Annotated in this window: 17 protein-coding genes; 6 read left to right on the top strand and 11 right to left on the bottom strand. The window is 61.9% G+C overall.

From position 1 onward, the window contains the following. Positions 1–283 precede the first annotated feature (283 nt). The gene (locus tag JKA62_RS06155) at positions 284–478 is read left to right on the top strand and encodes a hypothetical protein (RefSeq protein ID WP_011332745.1); all 195 of its coding nucleotides are present in this window, start codon (positions 284–286) and stop codon (positions 476–478) included. On the opposite strand, the gene JKA62_RS06150 is transcribed toward JKA62_RS06155, so the two are convergent. After that, a complete protein-coding gene (locus JKA62_RS06150) occupies positions 479–904 on the bottom strand; it encodes a PA3611 family quorum-sensing-regulated virulence factor (RefSeq protein ID WP_011332746.1) in 426 nt (141 codons plus the stop codon). Between the two features lie 189 nt (positions 905–1,093). On the opposite strand from JKA62_RS06150, the gene JKA62_RS06145 reads away from it, so the two are divergent. After that, positions 1,094–1,837, top strand: coding sequence for a tRNA-uridine aminocarboxypropyltransferase (locus JKA62_RS06145; protein WP_011332747.1), 744 nt, complete (start codon positions 1,094–1,096; stop codon positions 1,835–1,837). A gap of 58 nt (positions 1,838–1,895) precedes the next feature. Here JKA62_RS06145 and JKA62_RS06140 read toward each other — a convergent pair whose 3' ends face one another. Further along, positions 1,896–2,069 carry a hypothetical protein gene (locus tag JKA62_RS06140; RefSeq protein WP_181457886.1) on the bottom strand — a complete coding sequence of 58 codons (174 nt, stop codon included), beginning with the start codon at positions 2,067–2,069 and terminating at the stop codon, positions 1,896–1,898. Between JKA62_RS06140 and erdR the strand changes: the two genes are divergently transcribed. Both erdR and JKA62_RS06130 read left to right on the top strand, forming a co-directional pair. Then, a complete protein-coding gene (gene erdR, locus JKA62_RS06135; protein WP_007954938.1) occupies positions 2,062–2,712 on the top strand; it encodes a response regulator transcription factor ErdR in 651 nt (216 codons plus the stop codon). The two genes, JKA62_RS06140 and erdR, sit on opposite strands and share 8 nt — an antisense overlap. A 75-nt stretch (positions 2,713–2,787) precedes the next feature. After that, positions 2,788–3,150: a diacylglycerol kinase gene (locus tag JKA62_RS06130; RefSeq protein ID WP_003222276.1), complete on the top strand. Its 363-nt coding sequence runs from the start codon at positions 2,788–2,790 to the stop codon at positions 3,148–3,150. On the opposite strand, the gene JKA62_RS06125 is transcribed toward JKA62_RS06130, so the two are convergent. Beyond that, positions 3,147–4,073, bottom strand: coding sequence for a LysR family transcriptional regulator (locus JKA62_RS06125; protein WP_011332748.1), 927 nt, complete (start codon positions 4,071–4,073; stop codon positions 3,147–3,149). The genes JKA62_RS06130 and JKA62_RS06125 overlap by 4 nt on opposite strands. 144 nt (positions 4,074–4,217) lie before the next feature. Here JKA62_RS06125 and fpr point away from each other — a divergent pair, with 144 nt between their 5' ends. After that, on the top strand, positions 4,218–4,997 hold the full coding sequence (fpr, locus tag JKA62_RS06120; protein WP_003222277.1) for a ferredoxin-NADP reductase: 780 nt from the start codon (positions 4,218–4,220) through the stop codon (positions 4,995–4,997). A gap of 69 nt (positions 4,998–5,066) precedes the next feature. Here fpr and tsaA read toward each other — a convergent pair whose 3' ends face one another. The 6 genes from tsaA to rimO all read right to left on the bottom strand — a co-directional run bounded on the left by tsaA (position 5,067) and on the right by rimO (position 9,980). After that, positions 5,067–5,765, bottom strand: a complete 699-nt coding sequence (tsaA, locus tag JKA62_RS06115; RefSeq protein ID WP_181457885.1) for a tRNA (N6-threonylcarbamoyladenosine(37)-N6)-methyltransferase TrmO — start codon at positions 5,763–5,765, stop codon at positions 5,067–5,069. Between the two features lie 59 nt (positions 5,766–5,824). Beyond that, on the bottom strand, positions 5,825–6,595 hold the full coding sequence (locus JKA62_RS06110) for an SDR family oxidoreductase (protein ID WP_011332750.1): 771 nt from the start codon (positions 6,593–6,595) through the stop codon (positions 5,825–5,827). Between the two features lie 127 nt (positions 6,596–6,722). Continuing rightward, positions 6,723–7,190 (bottom strand): DUF1456 family protein, encoded by a 468-nt coding sequence (locus JKA62_RS06105; protein WP_007954948.1) that lies wholly within the window; start codon positions 7,188–7,190, stop codon positions 6,723–6,725. Positions 7,191–7,263: 73 nt separating this feature from the next. After that, positions 7,264–7,974 carry an rRNA pseudouridine synthase gene (locus JKA62_RS06100; RefSeq protein WP_011332751.1) on the bottom strand — a complete coding sequence of 237 codons (711 nt, stop codon included), beginning with the start codon at positions 7,972–7,974 and terminating at the stop codon, positions 7,264–7,266. 83 nt (positions 7,975–8,057) lie between these two features. Continuing rightward, a complete protein-coding gene (locus tag JKA62_RS06095) occupies positions 8,058–8,531 on the bottom strand; it encodes a GNAT family N-acetyltransferase (protein ID WP_041475157.1) in 474 nt (157 codons plus the stop codon). A 111-nt stretch (positions 8,532–8,642) separates the two neighbouring features. Beyond that, the gene (rimO, locus tag JKA62_RS06090) at positions 8,643–9,980 is read right to left on the bottom strand and encodes a 30S ribosomal protein S12 methylthiotransferase RimO (protein ID WP_011332753.1); all 1,338 of its coding nucleotides are present in this window, start codon (positions 9,978–9,980) and stop codon (positions 8,643–8,645) included. A 347-nt stretch (positions 9,981–10,327) separates the two neighbouring features. Between rimO and JKA62_RS06085 the strand changes: the two genes are divergently transcribed. Further along, the gene (locus tag JKA62_RS06085; protein ID WP_373423134.1) at positions 10,328–12,169 is read left to right on the top strand and encodes a potassium transporter Kup; all 1,842 of its coding nucleotides are present in this window, start codon (positions 10,328–10,330) and stop codon (positions 12,167–12,169) included. Between the two features lie 258 nt (positions 12,170–12,427). Here the strand turns inward: JKA62_RS06085 and JKA62_RS06080 are convergent, their stop codons facing one another. Both JKA62_RS06080 and mprF read right to left on the bottom strand, forming a co-directional pair. Next, entirely contained in the window at positions 12,428–13,723 is a 1,296-nt protein-coding gene (locus JKA62_RS06080; RefSeq protein WP_011332755.1) for a virulence factor family protein, read from the bottom strand. After that, positions 13,723–16,362 (bottom strand): bifunctional lysylphosphatidylglycerol flippase/synthetase MprF, encoded by a 2,640-nt coding sequence (mprF, locus tag JKA62_RS06075; RefSeq protein ID WP_011332756.1) that lies wholly within the window; start codon positions 16,360–16,362, stop codon positions 13,723–13,725. Before mprF ends, JKA62_RS06080 begins: the two co-directional genes overlap by 1 nt. Positions 16,363–16,379: the final 17 nt, after the last annotated feature.

The following is a 16,379-nucleotide window of genomic DNA, read 5'->3' as shown; positions in this document are numbered from 1 at the left end:
ACAGCCGGCAGCTCCTTTCCTGCCGTTAGAAAAATGAACGGGAATACGTTGAATCTAGACCCTCAAAGCATTTTTCGCTCATCGAGCATTACGCCGCAAAGTCTTTCCTGGCAACTGCTTATTGCCGCTTTTCGAAGTGTTTTCACCGCTCGTCCGATGCCACGTCGAGGGCTGAATGCTCTGATTTACTAAGTTAAAGGCGCCGTACGACAACTTTGCGTCAACGACCGTACGCAAGGTGCACGCTATTCAAGGATTTGCGGGTGGCAAGGAGGCGGGACACATGACCAGAGTCATTCTGGAGATCGATGCGCAGCTGTATCGATTGTTGAAAGCATCAGCCGAGACCAATCATGTGAGTCTCGAAGAGGAGTGCTGCCGACGCCTGGCGGGAGGGGAGCGCCGCTCGCGTTACTTGCAGGCCTTGCTGGCCGAACTGCGCGCCGAGGATGAACAGCGGCGCGCCACGTCGAGATGATTACTTCTTCTTCGCTGGAGCCGCTTTCGGGCAATCCGATTCCTGGTAGCTGGCGGAGCCGATCGCCTTGTTGGTTTTCACTTCGGTGAAGTCGTAACGCATGATCGCGCCCTTGGCCATCAGCTTGCGGTACGACGGGTTGTTGCAGACCGAAGCGCCCAGCTGGAAATACACGGCTTTGGGATCGGCGCGCATTTTGTCGGCGTGGCTCTTTTGCACGCTAAGGTGATTGACCAGCGTGGTGCCTTCGACGGTGTAGCCCTGATCAAGAATGTCTTCGTTGATCGCCCGTGGCGTGCCGACGCTGCTTTGTGCGGCGACATTGCGCAGCTCTCGGTTCAGATTCTGCTCACTCAGGGATGCAGCCTGAGCGCTGAAGGACGAGGCCAGCAGAATGGCAGCGGTGGGAACGATAAGGCGCAGCATGAAACTCTCCTGGTTCAGTGACTGGTGGTTCGACCAGCCACGTGACTGTGCGTTCAGTGGCGGCGAATTATAGGGGAGCCGGTCGGGAGGGTACAGGCTTGTGCCCGTCGCTCTGGTAAACTGCCGGCCTTTATTGCCCTGCTGAGTGTCGTTCGTGTCGAGTTTCCCTGCCTGCCGGTGCCGTCTGCGATGAATCATGCCCCCAACGCCGTGGCCCGCCTGCGCGATCAGCGCGAGGACGAGGGCATCAAGCCGATCCAGGCCCGGGGCTTTCGCTCCCCGCGTTGCCGCGATTGCCGGGTGATCATCAGCCATTGCCTGTGTGCCTGGCGGCCGACGGTCGATGCGCGTTCGGGCGTTTGCCTGATCATGACCGGCAAGGAAGTGTTCAAACCCAGCAACACCGGCTGGTTGATCGCCGACATCGTGCGCGACAACCATGCCTTTATCTGGTCGCGGACCGAGCCCGACGAGCAACTGCTGGCGCTGCTGAACGACCCGCAATGGCAGCCGTATCTGGTGTTCCCCGGCGAGTACGTCGAACCTTCGCGGGTGACCAACACCGTGGATCTCGATAGCAGCAAGCGTCCGCTGTTCATCCTGCTGGACGCGACCTGGACCGAAGCCCGGAAGATTTTCCGCAAGAGCCCGTATTTCGACCGTTTGCCGATTCTGAGCCTGTTGCCCGACAAGCTGTCGCGCTATCGCCTGCGCCGCTCGACCCGCAGCGAGCACCTGTGCACCGCCGAAGTGGCGGCGCTGTGCCTGGAACTGGCCGGCGATTCTGACGCCGCATCGGCGCTGGATGCCTATTTCGATGTGTTCAGCCAGCATTATCTGGGGGCCAAGCAGCAACTGGACGTCAATGTGTCGACGCCGGCCCATGCCGAATTGCTGCCCTATATCCGAAACGCGGCGCCAGCACCGGCCTGATCCTGGCCCATACTGCTAAAGCAGTGGCCGTGCGGCTTGACCACCCCGGCTTCGCTGGTCATGCTTGGCGCCGATTGGGGTGCGGCCAAGGTTTGAAACGCCGTTTTTGTTCGTGATTGGCGTTGAACGTGCCCCTGTGGATGCCGCTGCCGGGCGGTATCTGGATTTGCTTTGGCACGACCCGAATGCGCGGGCCGGCCATCAAAAACAGGATCATTTGAAAAATGGCCACATACGACATCCTGATTGCCGATGATCACCCTCTTTTTCGTAGCGCACTGCATCAAGCGGTGACGATGGGCCTTGGCCCGGACGTACGAATGGTGGAGGTGGCGAGCATCGCCGAGCTGGAAACCCGCCTGACCGAAAAGGCTGACTGGGATCTGGTGCTGCTGGACCTGAACATGCCGGGCGCTTTCGGATTTTCCGGGCTGGTGATGCTGCGCGGTCAATACCCGCAGATTCCGGTGGTGATGGTTTCGGCCCAGGAAGAAGCCTCGGTGATGGTCAAGTCCCGGGAATTCGGTGCCAGTGGTTTCATTCCCAAGTCCAGCGACCTGAGCGTGATTCAGGAAGCGGTGCGTAAAGTGTTGGACGGGGACGTGTTCTGGCCACCCCAGGCGTTCGAAGCGGTCAGCGTTTCGGATGAAGCCAAGGCTGCCAGCGATGGCCTCGCCAGCCTGACGCCACAGCAGTTCCGGGTGTTGACCATGGTCTGCGAAGGCTTGTTGAACAAGCAGATCGCCTACGAGCTGAGCGTGTCCGAAGCGACCATCAAGGCCCACGTCACGGCGATTTTTCGCAAGTTGAACGTGCGAACCCGGACCCAGGCCGCTTTACTGCTGCAACAACTTGAGTCAATTCCGAGCCAGTAAGCGCTGGCGTCTTCACGCTTTTTTGACTTTCGTTGATCTAGCTTCCCCACTTCCTTTCGGTCGGTTATCTACTTTATGTCACCTTTCAAGGGCCAGACGGGCCTGAAACGCATCCTCAACGCTTCCGGATATTCGCTGGACGGCTTGCGCGCCGCCTTCACCGGCGAAGCGGCTTTCCGCCAACTGGTGTTGCTCAACGTGGTGCTGATTCCACTGACGTTTTTCCTCAATGTCAGCCGGGTCGAGCAGGCGCTGCTGATTGCCGTGTGCCTGCTGGCGCTGATCGTCGAGCTGTTGAATTCGGCGGTGGAGGCGGCCATCGACCGCATCTCGCTGGAGTTGCATCCGCTGTCCAAGAACGCCAAGGACATGGGCAGTGCCGCGCAATTCGTGGCACTGAGCATGATCGCCCTGGTGTGGGCGGTGATTCTGCTTTAAGCGATGCTCGGCAGAACGATCTCGTCGCTGCGCTGCACCCCGGCGGTGAAAGCGCGGCACAGGTCGAGGAATTCGCGCATGGCAGAGGTCTGGTACTTTTGCTTGTGCCAGATGAAATAGAACTGCCGCGCCAGATCCAGATCCGGCGTCTCCACCGGTACCAGGCTGCCGCGCCGGAAGGCGTCACGCAGCGCAAGACGCGAGATGCAGCCAATTCCCAGGCCTGATTCCACGGCGCGCTTGATCGCTTCGGTGTGTTCCAGCTCCAGCCGGATGTTCAGCGCGCTGCGGTGATGCCGCATCGCCTGATCGAAGGTCAGGCGCGTCCCCGAACCCTGCTCCCGCAAAATCCACGCTTCGTGCGTCAACTCTTCCATGGTCGCGCTGCCGCGCTTGGCCAACGGATGCTGTGGGGCGCAGAACACCACCAGTTCATCCTCGACCCAACTCTGCACTTCGATGTCCGGATGGCTGCAATCGCCTTCGATTAGACCCAGATCAATTTCGTAATGAGCAACCTGTTGCACGATATTGGCAGTGTTCTGCACATGCAGCTTCACCTGGCTTTCCGGGTGGCGCTGCATGAAACCGCCGATCAGCAGCGTCGCCAGGTAATTGCCGATGGTCAGGGTTGCGCCCACTGACAGCGAGCCGAAACCGGATTTGCCGTTGAGCAGGTCTTCGATTTCCTTGGCCTGATCGAGCAGGGCCACCGCTTGCGGCAGCAACTGTTTGCCGAGGGCGTTGAGGCTCAGGCGTTTGCCGGCGCGATCGAACAGCTGGCAGCTGGACTGGCGCTCCAGTTCGGTGATGGAAGTGCTGGCGGCCGATTGCGACAGGTTGAGCAGACCCGCTGCGCGGGACACGCTCTCCTGTTGGGCGACGGCGACGAAGACTTGCAGTTGACGAAGAGTAAATCGCATATCGATATAACCGATAACCCTTATCTTAATAATCCAGTTAACAGATATTGTCGGCGCTATTAGAATGCGATGCAATTGCGCACCGTCGGCATTCTTCAACAAGAGCCGGGCAGGCGCAGATCAATCTCCAGGAGTCCCACGTACATGAGCAACATGAACCACGAGCGTGTCCTCAGTGTTCATCACTGGAACGACACTCTGTTCAGCTTCAAGTGCACCCGCGATCCGGGCCTGCGCTTCGAGAACGGTCAGTTCGTGATGATCGGCCTGCAACAGCCAAACGGCCGCCCGCTTATGCGCGCTTACTCGATCGCCAGCCCGAACTGGGAAGAGCATCTCGAGTTCTTCAGCATCAAGGTGCCGGACGGTCCGCTGACCTCCCAGTTGCAGCACCTGAAGGAAGGCGACGAGATCATCATCTCGAAAAAACCGACCGGCACCCTGGTGCTGGACGACCTGAACCCGGGCAAGCACCTGTACCTGCTGAGTACCGGCACCGGTCTGGCGCCGTTCATGAGCGTGATCCAGGACCCGGAAACCTACGAGCGCTTCGAGAAAGTGATCCTGGTTCACGGTGTTCGTTACGTCAACGAAGTCGCCTACCGCGAGTTCATCACCGAGCACCTGCCGCAAAACGAGTTCTTCGGCGAAGCGCTGCGTGACAAGCTGATCTACTACCCGACCGTGACTCGCGAACCGTTCGAGAATCAGGGTCGCCTGACCGACCTGATGCGCAGCGGCAAGCTGTTCAGCGACATCGGCCTGCCACCGATCAACCCGCAGGACGACCGCGCGATGATCTGCGGCAGCCCGAGCATGCTCGACGAGACCAGCGAAGTGCTCGACAGCTTCGGCCTGAAGATCTCGGCGCGGATGCGCGAGCCGGGTGACTACCTGATCGAGCGCGCATTCGTCGAGAAATAATCCCGACGATGCCGATAGAAAAGCCCGCGTTGCCTGAGAAGGCAGCGCGGGCATTTTCGTTTTCGGGGTTCAGTCAGCGGCGGGGATGACTTCCAGGACGCGGATCTGTTCGGGCGTCGGGTAATGCCAGCGCACATCCAGATCCCAGAACTGCGCGCCGTATTCGCGCTCTGGCATTGGCGTCTGATACGCCGGGCGCGGATCCTGGGCCAGGCATTGCTCGATCAGCTCGACCAGCGGCTCGGCCAGGCGCTGAGCGTGCGTCTGCGCCTGTTGCAGCGCCGCGTCCGTCCACTGCACGTCGATCAGGTGCGGCGCGGCACTGGCGATGCTGTTGGAAGCGTCAGTGATGATGTCGGCGTAGGGCACGTAGGGTTTGATGTCGAGAATCGGCGTGCCGTCCAGCAGGTCGATACCGGAGATGAGCAGGCGATTGGCCTCGACCTTGTCCAGCTTCACCACCGACTGACCGATGCCGTTCGGCCGGTGCGTGGCGCGGGTGGCGAACACGCCCATGGATTTGTTGCCACCGAGGCGCGGAGGGCGGACCTTGAGGCGCGGCTTGTCTTCCAGCGCCTGATGGAACAGGAACAGCAGCCAGACATGACTGACCTGCTCCAGCCCCTGCACCGCATCGCCCTGATCGAACGGCGCCACCAGCTCCAGCACGCCACGGGCGGCGGGGGCCAGTTGCGGCTGGCGCGGGATGGCGAACTTCTCCTTGAAGCAGGAGCGGACGAAGCCGATGGGGGAGACGCTGTAAGTCATGGTTTGCATTCGAAGCGGAGCAGGGCGGGCATGATAACCCGTCCGGCCGCGTCGCCGATCTAAAGACTGAACCCGCCATCCAGCGGAATGATATTCCCGGTCATGTACGCCCCGGCGGTACTCGCCAGGCTGATCGCCAGCGCCGCCATCTCTTCCTCGCGGCCCCAGCGTTTCATCGGGATCAGCGCGGTGTCATCGGCCAGCGCCTGCTGGTCGCTGCCGATGTGCTGGGTCATCTTGCTCGGGAAGCGCCCCGGTGCGATGACGTTGACGTTGATGTGCTGGCTCACCAGTTCCCGGGCGAGAATCCGTGACAGTTGATGCAGGGCGGCCTTGCTCGGCCCGTAGGCGTAGGCCTGTTCGCCGAAGGAAGAAATCCCCGCCACCGAACCGATGTTGATGATCCGCGCCGGATTGGCCGCCGACCCGGATTTACGCAACAACGGCAGAAACTGCTGGATGCAGCTGAACACCGACGTCACGTTGAGTTGCATGACCTTTTCCCAGCCCTTGACCGGGTAGCTCTCCAGCGGCGCGCCCCACGTCGTGCCGGCGTTGTTCACCAGAATGTCCAGATGAGTGATCTGTTCGCCCAGTCGCGCGGCCAGCTCTTTCACGCCTTCTTCCGTCGCCAGATTCGCTGCGATGCCCAGACAAGTGCCCAGAGCACTGAGTTCTTCAGCGGTTTGATGACAGGCTTCCGCGTCACGGGAGCAGACGTACACGCGGGCGCCGGCCTCGACATAGGCCTTGGCGATCATTTTGCCGATACCACGGGTGCCGCCGGTCACCAGGGCGGTGCGGCCTTGCAGGGAGAAATACGGGTGCATGGCGAATCCTGAGGGCTAGGGTTCAGTACACCCTAGTCGCCGGCCGCAAAAAGCGGAGCCACTATTTTTGGAAGGAATGGAAGGGCATGCATGAAAACGGCGACCGAAGTCGCCGTGATCGAATGGGTCAACCGCGAACGCGCAGGGTCAGGCCCTTGAGGAAATTGCGCAGCAACTGATCGCCGCACGGGCGGTAGTTGGTGTGGCCGACCTTGCGGAACAGCGCGCTCAGCTCAGGCTTGGACACCGGGAACTCGGCAGCCTTGAGGATCGCGTGCATGTCGTCTTCCTTCAGTTCGAAGGCCACGCGCAGCTTTTTCAGGATGATGTTGTTGGTCACCGGGAGTTCGATCGGCAGCGGCGGACGGCTTTCGTCCTTGCCGCGCTTGAAGATCACCAGACCGTCGAGGAAGTGCGCGATGACTTCGTCCGGGCAGCGCACGAAACCTTCTTCGTCTTCTTCTTTCTTGTCGAGGTACGTCACGACATCAGCCAGCGTGACGTCCAGGCCGCCGAGTTTGATGATCTCGACCACTTTCTTGTCGCTGATGTCGAGCATGTAGCGCACGCTGCGCAGAACGTCGTTGTGAACCATGTGTGCAATCCTGATTGTTCGCTGTGGGCATTGCGCGGGCGCGATGCCGGAAATGTAGGGTGGCTTGCGAGCCTTAGAATTTCTCTTTGCCGGACAGGTAGCGCCATTGGCCGACCGGCACCTTGCCGATGGACACGCCGCCGATGCGGATCCGGCGTATGCCGATGACCTTCAGGCCGACCGCTTCGCAGAACTGGGCGATGATCCCCGGCTGCGGGTTCTTCATGGCGAAGCGCAGGCGGTTTTCGTTCTGCCAACTGGCCTTGACCGGCGGCAGCTCCTTGCCCTTGTGGGTGAGGCCGTGCTGCAGGCGATTGAGGCCGTGGGCAACCATGTCGCCTTCGACTTCGACCACGTATTCCTGCTCGATCTTGGCCGCGTCGGCGGTGAGCTTGCGCAGCACCTTCCAGTCCTGGGTGAACACCAGCAGGCCGCTGGCCTTGGGTTGCAGGTCGGCGCTGGCGGTCAGGCGCAGGAAGTGCCCGCGCAGCGGACGCTTGCCGTAGCGGTGTTCTTCGCTGAGGGTTTCGGCGTTCAGCGACTGCATGGCGCTGTCGACATCCATGCCCGCCGGCACGTTGAGCAGGATAGTCACCGGCTCCGGCGCGGTGGCCTTGGCATCCTTGTCGAGCTCGACTTTCTGGTCGCCGACCTTGAACTGCGGCTCGTCGATGACTTCGCCGTCCACGGTGACCCAGCCGCCCTCGATGAACAGCTCGGCCTCCCGGCGGGAGCAACCGACCAGCTCGATGAGGCGTTTGGAGAGGCGAATCGGGTCAGTCATGACAGGGGCCGTAACAAAAAAGGGGTGGGCATTGTACCTGCCTGGGGCCGGTTAAGCCCGATTGCATTTGCGCCGTGTGGCTTTTAGCCGCGTACCGCGCGCTGCTCCGGTTGTTTCAGACGCATATGCAACAACGGATACGGCTGGCCCATGCCATCGACCTCCGAGCGGCCGATCACCTCGAACCCTTGCTTGAAGTAAAACCCCAGCGCCTGGGGGTTCTGTTCGTTGACGTCCAATTCGTCGGCGTTCAGGTGTTCCATCGCGTACTTCAACAGTTTCTTGCCAAGGCCCTGGCCGCGATGGGCCGGGTCGATGAACAGCATTTCGATCTTGCCCGCCGCGACCCCGGCAAACCCGGTGATGCGCTGGTGGCTGTCGCGGGTGCAGATCAGCATCACCGCATCGAGGTAGCGGGTCAGCACCAGATTCTTCAGCAGCTCGATGTAGGATTCCGGCAGGAAATCGTGGGTCGCGCGAACCGAGGCCTCCCAGACCCGGGTCAGTTCCTGATAATCGCTGAGTTTCGGCGTGTGGATGACCGAGTGGTGACGCATGCCCGATAGCCTCTTTGTCATGGATGAGGGAGTCCTTCCCACCCCAAACGATAGCCGTAAAAAAGCCCCGCATCTCGTAAAAGAGAGCGGGGCTTTCTGTATTTTTCGCGCTTAGATCTGTTCGGCCCAGAGGTCGTATTCGTCGGCGTCGGTCACCTTGCACCAGACCTTGTCGCCTGGCTTCAGGTTGCTGCCGTTGTCGATGAACACATTGCCGTCGATTTCCGGGGCATCGAAGAAGCAGCGGCCGACCGCGCCCTGCTCGTCGACTTCGTCCACCAGTACTTCGATTTCACGGCCGATGCGCAGTTGCAGGCGCGCCGAACTGATGGCCTGCTGGTGCGCCATGAAGCGTTCCCAGCGGTCTTGCTTGACGTCGTCCGGAACCACTTCCAGATCCAGATCGTTGGCTGGAGCGCCTTCGACCGGCGAATACTGGAAGCAGCCGACGCGGTCGAGCTGGGCTTCGGTCAGCCAGTCCAGCAGGTACTGGAAGTCTTCTTCGGTTTCGCCGGGGAAGCCGACGATGAAGGTCGAACGGATGATCAGGTCCGGGCAGATCTCGCGCCAGTTCTTGATCCGCGCCAGGGTCTTGTCTTCGAACGCCGGGCGTTTCATCGACTTGAGGACTTTCGGGCTGGCGTGCTGGAACGGGATGTCCAGGTACGGCAGGATCTTGCCGGCGGCCATCAGCGGGATCAGCTCGTCGACGTGCGGGTACGGGTAAACGTAGTGCAGACGGACCCAGACGCCGAGGGTGCTCAGCGCTTCGCACAGTTCGGTCATGCGGGTTTTCACCGGCGCGCCGTTCCAGAAACCGGTGCGGTATTTGACGTCAACGCCATAGGCGCTGGTGTCCTGGGAAATCACCAGCAGTTCCTTCACGCCGGATTTGACCAGACGCTGGGCTTCGTCGAGCACGTCGCCGACCGGACGGCTGACCAGTTTGCCGCGCATCGACGGGATGATGCAGAAGCTGCAGCTGTGGTTGCAGCCTTCGGAAATCTTCAGGTACGCGTAGTGGCGCGGGGTCAGCTTGATGCCTTGCGGCGGCACCAGGTCGATCAGCGGGTTGTGATCCTGCTTCGGCGGCACGACTTCGTGCACCGCGTTGACCACTTGCTCGTACTGCTGCGGACCGGTGACGGCCAGCACGCTCGGGTGCACGTCACGGATATTGCCTTCTTCGACGCCCATGCAGCCGGTCACGATGACCTTGCCGTTTTCCTTGATCGCTTCGCCGATGACTTCCAGCGATTCGGCCTTGGCCGAGTCGATGAAGCCGCAGGTGTTGACCACGACCACGTCGGCGTCCTGATAGGTGGACACCACGTCATAGCCTTCCATGCGCAGCTGGGTCAGGATGCGCTCGGAGTCGACCAGTGCTTTCGGGCAACCCAGAGAAACGAAGCCAACCTTTGGATTGGCCGGCGCAGGAGTGGTGGACATGTCTAACCTCGGTGTTTTGTGACGTCGCTTGCCTGGTTCGGTAACCGACGGATGGGCGCTTGAACTGCGCCTCTGATCAAAAAGTGCGCAATTCTAGCGACGAGCAGCGCACTTGACCAGCTTTATACAGGGAAATACGACGAGTGCTGCGCTATGCTTCGCGCCGTTGCGCTTTACTGAATTTTTACAGTCAAGAAAACGTCTGTTACAGGGCGTAAAAACGCGCATGCTGCACACAAAGCATAGTGCTTCATATAAGAAGCCAGTCTGGGAATCAGGAGTGTTGGATGGGTCAGGCAAGTAGTCACGCGGCGGGCGCCGAAGGTTCGGCCACCAAGCCGCTGAGCATGCTGGTCGCGGCGGTCGGGGTAGTTTACGGCGACATCGGCACGAGCCCGTTGTACACCCTCAAAGAAGTGTTTTCCGGCGCTTATGGCGTGCCTGTCAATCACGACGGGGTGCTCGGCATTCTGTCGCTGATTTTCTGGTCGCTGATCTGGGTCGTTTCAATCAAGTACATGATGTTCGTGCTGCGCGCCGACAACCAGGGCGAAGGCGGGATCATGGCGCTCACCGCGCTGGCCCGTCGGGCGGCGGCGGGGCGCAAGCGGTTGCGCACGCTGCTGGTGGTCTGCGGGCTGATCGGCGCAGCGCTGTTCTATGGCGACAGCATGATCACCCCGGCGATTTCCGTACTCTCGGCCATCGAAGGTCTGGGCCTGGCTTTTGACGGCATCGACCACTGGGTGGTGCCGCTGTCACTGGTGGTGCTGGTGGGTCTGTTTCTGATCCAGAAACACGGCACGGCGCGGATCGGCATTCTGTTCGGGCCGATCATGGTCACCTGGTTCCTGGTGCTCGGTGCCCTCGGCGTCTACGGCATCAGCCATTACCCGGAAGTGCTGCACGCGATGAACCCGGTCTGGGCCGTGCGCTTTTTCATGGTTCATACGGGCATGGGCGTGGCGATCCTCGGCGCCGTGGTGCTGGCGCTGACCGGTGCCGAAGCGCTGTACGCCGACATGGGCCACTTCGGCCGCAAGCCGATTGCCCGTGCGTGGTTCCTGCTGGTGCTGCCGGCGCTGGTGCTCAACTACTTCGGTCAGGGCGCCTTGCTGCTGGAGAACCCGGACGCCGCGCGCAACCCGTTCTACCTGCTGGCCCCGAGCTGGGCGTTGATTCCGCTGGTCGGTCTGTCGACCCTGGCCACGGTGATCGCGTCCCAGGCGGTGATTTCCGGCGCGTTCTCCCTGACCCGTCAGGCGATCCAGCTCGGTTACATCCCGCGCATGTACATCCAGCACACCTCCAGCGACGAGCAGGGCCAGATCTACATCGGTGCGGTGAACTGGTCGCTGATGGTCGGCGTCGTGTTGCTGGTGATCGGCTTCGAGTCCTCCGGCGCCCTGGCTTCGGCCTACGGCGTGGCGGTGACCGGCACGATGTTGATGACCACGATTCTGGTGTCGGCCGTGATGCTGCTGCTGTGGAAATGGCCACCGATTCTGGCGGTGCCGGTGCTGATCGGCTTCCTGTTGGTGGACGGCCTGTACTTCGCCGCCAATGTGCCGAAAATCGTCCAGGGCGGCGCCTTCCCGGTGATCGCCGGTATCGCGCTGTTCGTGCTGATGACCACCTGGAAGCGCGGCAAGCAACTGCTGGTCGAGCGCCTCGACGAAGGCGCGCTGCCGCTGCCGATCTTTATCAGCAGCATCCGCGTGCAGCCTCCACACCGCGTGCAGGGCACCGCCGTGTTCCTCACCGCCCGTTCCGACGCGGTGCCGCACGCGCTGTTGCACAACCTGCTGCACAACCAGGTGCTGCACGAACAAGTGGTGCTGCTGACCGTGGTCTACGAAGACATCCCGCGCGTCCCGCCATCCCGGCGCTTCGAAGTCGAAGCCCACGGCGAAGGCTTCTTCCGGGTGATCCTGCACTTCGGCTTCACCGACGAACCGGACGTCCCGCAGGCGCTGAAACTGTGCCACCTGGATGATCTGGACTTCAGCCCGATGCGCACCACCTACTTCCTCAGCCGCGAAACGGTTATCGCCTCGAAGCTCGAAGGCATGGCCCGTTGGCGTGAAGCGCTGTTTGCGTTCATGTTGAAGAATGCCAACGGGAACCTGCGGTTCTTCAATCTGCCGCTGAACCGGGTGATTGAGTTGGGGACGCAGGTGGAGATGTAAACCGGCGTCATCAAAAAGCCCCCGTCAGCCTTGTGGCTGGCGGGGGCTTTTTTGTGTTTGTGCACTTATCAGAATCCAGTGGAGATCCCTGTGGGAGCGGGCTTGCCCGCGAATGCGGTGTATCAGTTTACAAATCAGCTGCCTGACCCATCGCCATCGCGGGCAAGCCCGGCTCCCACAAGGATCTCGGGTGTTTGCCAAAACGAAAAAGCCCCCGCAACTGCGAAGTTGCGGGGGCTTTTTTGGGGGCGCTTCAGATCACTCCTCCGCCACCTGCGCCGAGTTCTGGCGCTTCTCGATCAGATCCACCAGACGCTTGGCCAGCGCCGGGTAGTTCTCGTCGAAGTGGTGGCCGCCAGGTAGCTTCACCGCTTCGCCCACCGCCGTCTTGTCGGTGCAACCGCTTTCATCGGTTTCTTCTTCACCGTAGATGCACACGACCTTGGCCGGTGGCAGCTTGGCCATTTCCGGGCCGGTGGCGGCTTCTTTGCCGGCGTTGCCGAGCCAGCCTTCGACTTCGATTTCGAAGCTGCCGGTGCGGGCGAAGGCCAGCAGAATGATTGCGTCGACGCGCTGCTGCTCGGTTTCCGGCAGGCGGTTGTAGATGGCCGGCAGGACGTCGGCGCCGAACGAGTAGCCGGTCAGGATGAAGCGCTTGGTGCCCCATTTCTGGCGGTAGTGCTGCATCAGTTCGGTCAGGTCCAGGGCGCTCTGTTCCGGGCTCTTGTGCTGCCAGTAGTAGCGCAGGGTGTCGATGCCGACCACCGGGTAGCCGATCTTGGCCATTTCACCGGCCACGTCGCGGTCCAGATCGCGCCAGCCGCCGTCACCGGACAGGAACAGGGTCACGGTGTCCTTGGCCTGGCCGGCAGGGACTTCCACCACCGGGATCTGCAGGCCGCCGTTGGCCTTGTCGCCGCCGACGAGGATCTTGCGCAGTTCGTTGTTCAGCACTTGCGGCAGGTTGATGTCGTAGTCGCTGATGCTGGTCTCGGCGTTCGGTTGATCGCGCACGAAACCGGCGCTGGTGTCGTCCGGGTTGTCGTTCCACGCCACCAGCCAGTGGCCGTGGGCGGCGGCTTTCGGCAGCAGGTGAGTGCAGCCGGGTTTTTCCAGGGCCAGGTCGACGGAGACGGCCTGTGCCTTGTCGTCTTTCTGCTCGGACAGCCAGCGCCACGCCAGGACGGCGCCGGGGCCGATGCCGCTGACCAGGGTCGCTGGGCCGTTCAGTTCGCGCAGGCCGGCCTGCAGGGCGCGGCTTTGCAGCAGGCAGTCCTTGGGCAGGATCACCTGAACGATCTGCGCCGAAGCGCTGCGGCTCAGAGTGCTCAGTTGCTTGTCGCTGAGTTTCTGGTCGTCGTTGACCGCCACCAGCACCTGCGCCTTGGGCTTGGTACCGGGGATGACCCGGGTCATGGCAGCGCCATCGGCCGGAGTGAGCTGTTCGAGGGTCGGTTCCGGTGCCGGGCGTTTGAGGTACCAGAAACCGCCACCGGCAATCGCGGCCAGCACCAGCAGTGCGACCAGGATGTACTTCAGGGAGCGTTGAATCATCAGCGTTTCACCAATCCAGTCAAGCCGCCCGCGATCAGGGCAGCAGTATCGGCCAGTGCCACCAGCGGATCGAGTCCGGCGGGCACTGCCATATAACGGGGTTCCCAGTCAGGCTGGAACTTGTCTTTGAAGCGGCGCAAGCCTTGGAAGTTGTACAGCTGCTCACCACGGCGGAAAACCATCGAACCCAGACGCTGGGTCAGCGGTGCCCCGCGCCGGGGTTGCAACCCCGACAGCGGCACCATGCCCAGGCTGAAGCGCGCGTATCCGTGACTCTTATAGTGTTGAATCAGACCGACCATCATGAATTCCATGGTCAGTTTGGGGGCGTCCGGGTGCGCGCGCATCAGGTCGAGACTGGCCAGGTCATGGCTGTAGGTCTCGAGCAGGTTGGCGAACGCCACCGGACGCCCTTCGAAGCGAATCACCGCGATGCGGAAATGCTTCAGGTAATCGTCGCTGAAGCGGCCGAGGGAGAAGCCTTTCTCGCGCACGTTCTTGCCGGTCAGCCAGGCGTCGGAAATCACCTTGAGCTCATCCATCGGCGCCTGGCCCGGCTCATGGATTTCCAGCGACAGGCCGTCGCGGGTGCCACGGTTCCAGGTGTAGCGCAGGTCCTTCATCTCCTTGCCCTTGGCTTCCAGGTCAAAGCGATGCAGATCGACCCGGGCTTCCTCGCCCAGCTTGATCGCGGTCAGGCCGATGTCCATGTAGTACGGCAGGTTCTCGGCGCGCACCTGATAGAACACCGGGCGGGCGTGATGGATGTCGCACAGGTCGCGGAACTGCCAGATCATCTCGGCCCGTTGCTGGCCGGGGCCGATCGGGTCGTACAGGGCCACCAGACTGCGGCCGCGACGGGCGTACATCAGGAAGGCTTCGTCGTTGGGATGAAACAGCAGCGCCTTGTCACCGGTCAGGGCCAGGCCGCCGTCCGGTTGCGAGGAAGCCATCAGAATTTTCGAGGCGCGTTCCAGTTCGTCCGGTGTCGGCAGGTGAATCACCGGGCGGGCGGTGCGCAGCAGCCAGGTCAGAGCGATCACCAGCAGCAACACAGCGGCGCCGAGCAGCGAGCGCAGGCCGCGCGGGGCGTCGGCGTCGAGAGTGAACTGCCACCACAGTTGATGGCTGTAAGGAACGTCCTGATAAGCGAACAGCAAAAGCCAGGTCGAGGCACCGAGTACGCACAGGCTGGCCACCAGATACAGCGGCGAGAACGGCAGTTCGGTGAGGCGGCTCGGGCGGTAGAACGAACGGCGGAACACCCCCAGCAGCGCGGCGGTGAGGGTCATCAGGGTCGCTTCTTCCCAGTCGAAACCCTTGAGCAGCGAGAGCAGGGCGCCCACCAGCAACAGAATGGTGGTCAGCATCCACGCCGCCGACAACCGGCGACGCAGGCCTTGAGCGAGCATCAGGCACAGCACGCCGATCAGGCTGGCGCCAAAGTGCGAAGCATCGACCAGACGGTGGGGAATCAGAAAACCGATGTGTTCAAGACGGGTGTCGATCTCTGGCGTCGCCCCGGAAAACAGCAGCACCACGCCGGACAGGAACACCAGCACCGCGAGAATCGGTGCCGCCAGACCGGAAGCCGCACGCATGGTCTGCGACTGAAACAGGCGCTGGCCTTCATTGATCAGCAGCAGCACGCAGGCCACCAGCAACGGCAGCACCACATAGATCAGGCGATACAGGAGCAGGGCAGCAGCCAGTGGCGCGGCGCCGAGCTTGTCGGCGAACGCGGCCAGCAGAATTGCTTCAAAGACGCCCACGCCACCCGGAACGTGACTGAGCACGCCGGCCGCCAGCGCCAGCAGATAAACCAGCAGGAATGCACCGAAGGGTGGCGCTTCCGGCAGCAGCAGATAAAGGACGGTCGCAGCAGCGGCGACGTCGAGGGCGGTGATGACCAGTTGCAGGAAGGTCAGGCGGCGACCCGGCAGGCGCAGGGTGCGGCGACCGGCCCGGACCAACAGGTTGTCCGGATAGGGTTGTTCCGGCAGGCGACGGCGATAGATGCCGATGGCCAGGATCGCGCCGAGCAGCAGCACCACGCCGGCAATCGTGCCCAACAAGGTCTCGGACAGCCCCAGGGCCTGTGACGCGGCGGGCAGGTTGCTCAGGGTCGCAAGCGCAGCCAGCGGCGGCAGGGCGCAGCCCAGCGACAGGCTGGCGAACAGGGTCATGTGCGCGACTTCGGAAGCGCCCAGGCCATGTCGTGCATATAAACGGTAACGCACCGAGCCACCGGACAGCATCGACAGGCCGATGGCGTTGCCGATGGCAAACGCGGTGAAACCGCCCAGTGCCAGCACTTTCGGCGCCAGCGTCACGCGGGCATATCGACTGGCCGACCATTCATAGCCGAGCAGGATAATGAAGCCGACGACCGTCGCACCGAGGGCACCGAGCAGGGCCGGTTTCGGCACGTCGAGTATCGAGTCGTGCAGGGCGTCGAGATCGAGTTCGCTGAGCAGATGGCGACAGGCAATCAGCGCGATGGCGAACAGCAGCAAAGTGACCGCCAGACCGATCGGTTGCCGGTATTTGCTGATCCGATCCAGCAGGCGCAGACGCTCAGGCTTGATCGGTGGGTTCGCTGTGATGGTGTCTTGTGAATCAGACGAGTTGGCGCGCATCAATCACCTCTTGGATT

The sequence above is a fragment of the Pseudomonas sp. B7 genome (assembly GCF_016735645.1).
Lineage (GTDB): Bacteria > Pseudomonadota > Gammaproteobacteria > Pseudomonadales > Pseudomonadaceae > Aquipseudomonas > Aquipseudomonas glycinae.
Note: the sequence above shows the minus strand (reverse complement) of the source record. Positions and strands in the feature narration are given on the sequence as shown.

What these genes read in the sequence shown, in the direction of transcription:
- JKA62_RS06080 (WP_011332755.1), bottom strand. Translation starts at nt 13,723, where the DNA reads ATGATTCAACGCTCCCTGAAGTACATCCTGGTCGCACTGCTGGTGCTG.
- JKA62_RS06150 (WP_011332746.1), bottom strand. Translation starts at nt 904, where the DNA reads ATGCTGCGCCTTATCGTTCCCACCGCTGCCATTCTGCTGGCCTCGTCC.
- erdR (WP_007954938.1), top strand. Translation starts at nt 2,062, where the DNA reads ATGGCCACATACGACATCCTGATTGCCGATGATCACCCTCTTTTTCGT.
- JKA62_RS06130 (WP_003222276.1), top strand. Translation starts at nt 2,788, where the DNA reads ATGTCACCTTTCAAGGGCCAGACGGGCCTGAAACGCATCCTCAACGCT.
- JKA62_RS06125 (WP_011332748.1), bottom strand. Translation starts at nt 4,073, where the DNA reads ATGCGATTTACTCTTCGTCAACTGCAAGTCTTCGTCGCCGTCGCCCAA.
- JKA62_RS06110 (WP_011332750.1), bottom strand. Translation starts at nt 6,595, where the DNA reads ATGCACCCGTATTTCTCCCTGCAAGGCCGCACCGCCCTGGTGACCGGC.
- fpr (WP_003222277.1), top strand. Translation starts at nt 4,218, where the DNA reads ATGAGCAACATGAACCACGAGCGTGTCCTCAGTGTTCATCACTGGAAC.
- JKA62_RS06085 (WP_373423134.1), top strand. Translation starts at nt 10,328, where the DNA reads ATGCTGGTCGCGGCGGTCGGGGTAGTTTACGGCGACATCGGCACGAGC.
- mprF (WP_011332756.1), bottom strand. Translation starts at nt 16,362, where the DNA reads ATGCGCGCCAACTCGTCTGATTCACAAGACACCATCACAGCGAACCCA.
- JKA62_RS06095 (WP_041475157.1), bottom strand. Translation starts at nt 8,531, where the DNA reads ATGCGTCACCACTCGGTCATCCACACGCCGAAACTCAGCGATTATCAG.
- JKA62_RS06105 (WP_007954948.1), bottom strand. Translation starts at nt 7,190, where the DNA reads ATGGTTCACAACGACGTTCTGCGCAGCGTGCGCTACATGCTCGACATC.
- tsaA (WP_181457885.1), bottom strand. Translation starts at nt 5,765, where the DNA reads ATGACTTACAGCGTCTCCCCCATCGGCTTCGTCCGCTCCTGCTTCAAG.
- JKA62_RS06155 (WP_011332745.1), top strand. Translation starts at nt 284, where the DNA reads ATGACCAGAGTCATTCTGGAGATCGATGCGCAGCTGTATCGATTGTTG.
- JKA62_RS06100 (WP_011332751.1), bottom strand. Translation starts at nt 7,974, where the DNA reads ATGACTGACCCGATTCGCCTCTCCAAACGCCTCATCGAGCTGGTCGGT.
- rimO (WP_011332753.1), bottom strand. Translation starts at nt 9,980, where the DNA reads ATGTCCACCACTCCTGCGCCGGCCAATCCAAAGGTTGGCTTCGTTTCT.
- JKA62_RS06145 (WP_011332747.1), top strand. Translation starts at nt 1,094, where the DNA reads ATGAATCATGCCCCCAACGCCGTGGCCCGCCTGCGCGATCAGCGCGAG.